The following is a 5,257-nucleotide window of genomic DNA, read 5'->3' as shown; positions in this document are numbered from 1 at the left end:
ACTCGGTGGGCGGCGCGAGCTCGACGGGCGGCGCGGACTCGGTGGGCGGCGCGGGCTCGGGCTCGGTCTCGGTCGTCGGGGCCACGAGGGCACCGACCGGCGGGAGCGGAGGCTTCGGGGGTACCACGAGCTCGGTCTCCGCCTCGGCGACAGCGAGCTCGGTCTCCGGCTCGGGCTCGGGCTCGGCGACAGCGATCGCCGGAGCTGCCTCGGGATCGGGCGCCACCAGGTCGGGAGGAAGCGGGGGCGGCGGTCCCGGGTCGACCTCGGGCACGGCGGGCGATGCGGCATCGGCCGGCTTGGGCTTCGGCTGCCCCGCAACGCGGCGCGCCGGTGCCTTCTTCTTCGCAGCGGGGCGGGCGGTCGGCTTCTTGCGCGGCGGGGCCGGGGTCGCGGCATCCGCCACGGCACCCTCGCCGCTGGTGACGACCCGGGTCTCCGGGTCATCCTCATACGGTTCCGTCCGTGCCGGCATGGATGCAGTCACCGATCCAACGTATCAACCATCTCGCGCAGGTCCGGTGTTCGTGATGCTCCCTTAATCAAGATGCTCAGGAGATTCGGAAAGTGTCACGAAAAGGCAACGGGCGCGCCGCATTGTGCCACTTCCCAGACCTCTTCGCTACCATGAGGCAGGCACAAGGGCGTGTCGCGTCGATGAATCGACAGTGAACACATGCGCACCCCCAGGAGCATAATTTGACCCTTCAGACCGTCATTCTGGCCGCCGGCATGGGCTCCCGGCTCGGCCGCGCCCTCCCCAAGCCCCTCACGGAGCTCAGCGACGGACGCAGCATCATGCGCCAGCAGCACGACAACATCCGTGCGGCATTCGGCGGCGACGCCAAGATCACGACGGTCGTCGGCTATCGCGCCGAGACGATCGTCGAGGCGTTCCCTGAGGCCGACTACGTCTACAACGACCGCTATGACCAGACCAACACGTCGAAGAGCCTGCTGCGCGCGCTGAACGCCACGGGCAAGAACGGCGTGCTCTGGATGAACGGCGATGTCGTGTTCGACCCGCGCGTGCTCGGGCGCGCGATCGAGCTCATCGAGCGCGAGCAGTCGTTCGTCTCGGTCAACACTTCCAAGGTCAGCGACGAAGAGGTCAAGTACACCGTCACGGCCGAGGGGTTCATCGACAAGCTGTCGAAGACCGTCACCGGCGGTATCGGCGAGGCCGTCGGCATCAACTACATCTCGCGCGACGACAAGAAGGCGTTCGTCCGCCAGCTCTCACGCGTCGACGACCAGGACTACTTCGAGCGCGGCCTCGAACTCGCGATCGCCGAGAACGACCTGCGCCTCGTGCCCATGGACATCTCCGACCTGTACGCCGTCGAGGTGGACTTCGCCGAGGACCTCGAGCGCGCGAACCTGTTCGTCTGATCGAGCAGATCTGAAGCGGAACGCCGGGCGTCCGGTCCGTCGCGCCCGCGCTCGGGGTGTGCGCGCTGTCAAGCCCCAGCGCGTCCTCAGCGAGCGACCATAGGATCGGCGTGATGTCCGAGAAGGTGCACAAGATCCATTCTCTGCCCGCCGATGCCCCCTGGGCCGGCGGGCTCCCGCCCGTGGGTTCGGCCGAGCATCCGCCGATGATCCGTGGCATCGACCGCGTGCTGGCGATCCAGCGACCCGTCGTGCTCGCCCACATCCGCAGCATCCGTCGTCGCCACCCGGATGCCTCGCCCCACGACGTCATCCGCATCCTCGAGCGCCGCTACCTCGCCGCTGTGACCACCGGGGGCGCGGCGGTCGGCGCGACCGCGGTCGTGCCGGGCATCGGAACGGGCGTGACGCTCGCGCTCTCGGGCGTGGAGACCATCGGCTTCCTGGAGTCGACCGCGCTGTTCGCGCAGTCGGTCGCCGAGGTGCACGGGCTGGCCGTCGAGGACCCCGAGCGCGCTCGCGCGCTGGTGCTCACTCTCATGCTCGGCAAGGAGGGCACCGACCTCGTCGCGCAGCTCGCGGGGCAGGCTCGCGGCAAGGCCGAGGGTCGCGACAAGTACTGGGGCGAGCTGGTCACCAAATCGCTCCCCCGCGCCGCGGTCGGACCGCTGGTCGACCGCCTCAAGACGTCGTTCATCCATCAGTTCGCCGTGAAGGGCGGCGCGTCGTGGCTGGGCAAGGCCCTGCCGTTCGGGATCGGCGCGGCGATCGGCGGCGCGGGAAACCACATCCTGGGTCGCCGCGTGCTGACGACGTCGCATCGGGCGTTCGGACATCCGCCCCTGGAACTGCCCGCCGACCTGGAGCCGCGCCCCGGCACATTGCGGATCGGCGGCACCGCCTCGCGCGGAATGCGCCGCGTCGGCGGCGCGGTCGTCTCGGCCGTCGGAACCGTGGGCAAGGCGGCCGGCGACGCCGTCGCGGGCGCGAGCCGCAAGGTACGGCCCAAGCCCCCGCCGCCCGCCTCCCTCGACGACTGACCCGCCGGGGCGCGTGACACGCGCGCCCGCGCGGCGGTACTCTCACCGCGGGGAGAAACGCGAGGGGACATGGTCGATCCGGGCGAGCAAGAGGCTCCGCTGCCGCGCGAGTTTCCGGGCAGGCCGCCGGAGACGGCGGGAACCACGCCGCCCGCCGAGCCGTCGCCCCCGCGCCCATCCCGGAACTACGTTCCACAGGGCTCACCACCCCCGGGCTCCCCGCCACCGGGCGCCCCATCACCCTCGACCCCATCACCGGCAGCCCCATCGCCGACCGCCCCGCCGAGCGAATTCGCGCTGCCCGGCATGCCCGAGACGGTATCGCTCGTGCCCGACTCCGTCATCACGCGCCCTCTGGCGCAGCGGATGGCGCAGTCGCCCGACCGACGCATCGGAGTGCTCATCGAGGTGCGTGCCGAGCTCATGACGAGCACCGACGACATCATGGACTTCGTCGTCGGGATGGTGGCGAGCATCGCGAACGACGCGCCACGGCGCAAGACACGCTCGTACGTCTTCGCCGCGCTCACCTCGGATGAGATCCGGGCGCTCGTCGAGCTGGACGGCGGCGAGAAGGGCTCCTCCGCCGCGAAGAAGCCCGCGGGGTCGTCGAAGGGCGCGTACCCGAACCCGGCGAGTTCCTCGAAGGGACAGCTGAAGTCGGCTCCCCGCCGGTACATCCACCGCATCTGGCCGAACTTCGAGGTGCAGGCGACGATCCACCGCACGTCGCTCACGACCAAGGCGGATGCCGCGGTGCGCTCCTTCGAGGCGACCGGCGAGGGGATCGTGTGGGCGGTGCTCGATTCCGGAGTCGATGCGAAGCACGAGCACTTCGCGCAGTACGACAACCTCGGCCTTCCGAAGTCGTGGCACCGCAACTTCCTGCCCGGCGGCGCGAACGAGGCCGCTCTCACCGACGCGAACGGCCACGGGACGCACGTCGCCGGCATCATCGCGGGCAGTCGCGTCGCGACGTCCCGAAAGCCCATCGTGGCGGCGACGTGGTATCGCACGGAGGATGGCAAGACGGGCGTGTCTGACGTGCTCCTCGAGCGCATCCAGGGCATGGCCCCGATGACCAAGATCCTCTCGTGCAAGGTGCTCGATGACGATCGGGTCGGCGACACCGAGTCGCTCATCACGGCGCTGGAGTACATCCAGGACCTCAACCGCGGCGGCCGCGAGATGAACGTGCACGGAGTCAACCTCTCGCTCGGCTACACGTTCGATCCCGAGTGGTTCGCCGCGGGACTGAGCCCGGTGTGCCGCGAAGTAGATCGGCTGGTGAGCCAAGGGGTCGTGGTGGTCGTGTCGGCCGGCAACACCGGCTATGGCTTCGCGACGGGCACGAACGGCAACGACATCCCGATGGCCTTCGGCATGACGATCAACGACCCCGGCAACGCGGCGCGCGCGATCACCGTCGGCTCGACATCCATCAAGCCCCACTCGACCGGCGTGTCGTACTTCTCCTCGAAGGGCCCGACGGGCGACGGGCGACGCAAGCCCGATCTGGTGGCCCCCGGCGAGCGCGTCGTCAGCGCGGGCACCGGCAAGCTCCTCGAGCGGGCACGCGGCGCGAACGCCAAGACCGCCTACGTCGAGGACTCCGGAACATCGATGTCGGCACCGCATGTATCAGGAGTCGCTGCCGGGTTTCTCTCGATACACAGGGAGTTCATCGGCCGCCCCGACGACGTCAAGCAGATCCTCCTGGATTCCGCGAGCGACCTCGGACGCGACCACCACTTCCAGGGGCGCGGGCTCGTGGACGCCATGCGCGCCATCCAGAGTGTGTGAAGACTCAGAGTGTGTGAAATGACGCAGAGTGTGTGAAGGAGCACGACATGAAGCTTCCGTACGCCGACGTCTCGATCGACAAGAAGGGTGCATTCGCCGACCCGGCGGAGCTCGACACCCTCGATGACCTCCTGACCGAGAAGCGCCCGACCGACGTACTCGTGCTCGCGCACGGGTGGAACAACTCCCCCGGGCAGGCCCGCGACCTGTACACGAAGCTCGTCGACTCGATCGTCGCGGTGCGGGGCGACGTGCAGGGCGCCCGCGCGCGACGGTTCGTGGTCGTCGGCGCCATCTGGCCGTCGATCCAATGGGCGCCCGACGAGAGCGACGGGGCCGGCGCGTCCGCGGGAGGGCCCGCGGCCGCACTCGCCGAGCTCGTGACCCAGCGCATCGAGAGCCCGGCGATCCGCAAACGTCTGCTGGCCCTCATCCCCGATCTCGAGACAGACCCCGCGGCCCGCGCGGAGTTCTTGACCCAGCTGCGCAAGAGCGTGCCCGCCCGCGTGCTCTCGGACACGGGCGCGGACGGCGACACGCCGCCGACCAGATTCGCGACGGGTGACGCCGACGACGTCTTCGCGGTCGTGAGCGGCACCCCGGGGCGACGGCGCCGCGGGTCGGACGGGGCGGCAGGCGGGGCCGCCTCGGTGGGCGGCACCGGTGGTGGAAGTGGAGCCCAGGACGGTGGAGCCCCGAACGGTGGCGGAGCGGGCTTCTCGCTCGGCGGCTTCTTCGACGCCGCCCGCAACCTGGTGAACATCACGACGTTCTACACGATGAAGGATCGCGCCGGCGTCATCGGCAAGAAGGGCATCGCCCCTCTTCTCGACCGCCTGCACGCGGGGGCGCCCGACGCGAAGCTGCATCTCGTGGGGCACTCGTTCGGCGGACGGGCGGTCACCGCCGCCGCCCTCGCGGCCGCGGCGCCCATTTCGTCGGTGACGCTGCTCCAGGCGGCCTACAGCCACTACGGCCTCGCCCGCAATTGGGATCGCGACGACTGGGACAGCCCCGGAGTC

At 70.1% G+C, this 5,257-nt stretch carries 3 protein-coding genes and 2 pseudogenes; 4 read left to right on the top strand and 1 reads right to left on the bottom strand.

Going from position 1 to position 5,257, the window contains the following annotated elements:
- Positions 1-487 (bottom strand): annotated as a pseudogene (locus tag VNT50_RS14220) (hypothetical protein); the annotation flags it as partial.
- Positions 488-699: 212 nt separating this feature from the next.
- Here VNT50_RS14220 and VNT50_RS14215 point away from each other — a divergent pair.
- From VNT50_RS14215 to VNT50_RS14200, 4 genes and pseudogenes are all read left to right on the top strand, one after another.
- Positions 700-1,392, top strand: coding sequence for a phosphocholine cytidylyltransferase family protein (locus VNT50_RS14215; protein ID WP_325485761.1), 693 nt, complete (start codon positions 700-702; stop codon positions 1,390-1,392).
- Between the two features lie 113 nt (positions 1,393-1,505).
- Complete coding sequence (locus VNT50_RS14210; RefSeq protein ID WP_325485760.1) at positions 1,506-2,432, top strand: hypothetical protein; 927 nt, start codon at positions 1,506-1,508, stop codon at positions 2,430-2,432.
- 327 nt (positions 2,433-2,759) lie between these two features.
- Positions 2,760-4,235 (top strand): S8 family peptidase, encoded by a 1,476-nt coding sequence (locus tag VNT50_RS14205; RefSeq protein WP_325485759.1) that lies wholly within the window; start codon positions 2,760-2,762, stop codon positions 4,233-4,235.
- Between the two features lie 47 nt (positions 4,236-4,282).
- Positions 4,283-5,257 (top strand): annotated as a pseudogene (locus tag VNT50_RS14200) (hypothetical protein); the annotation flags it as partial.

This window comes from Microbacterium sp., from assembly GCF_035554235.1.
In the GTDB taxonomy this organism is placed as follows: domain Bacteria; phylum Actinomycetota; class Actinomycetes; order Actinomycetales; family Microbacteriaceae; genus Microbacterium.
The sequence above is the reverse complement of the archived record's forward strand: the minus strand, read 5'-3'. Positions and strand labels throughout refer to the sequence as shown.

Bases quoted from the DNA above. Each gene is read 5' to 3' on its own strand.
- VNT50_RS14210 (WP_325485760.1), top strand. From the start codon at position 1,506: ATGTCCGAGAAGGTGCACAAGATCCATTCTCTGCCCGCCGATGCCCCC.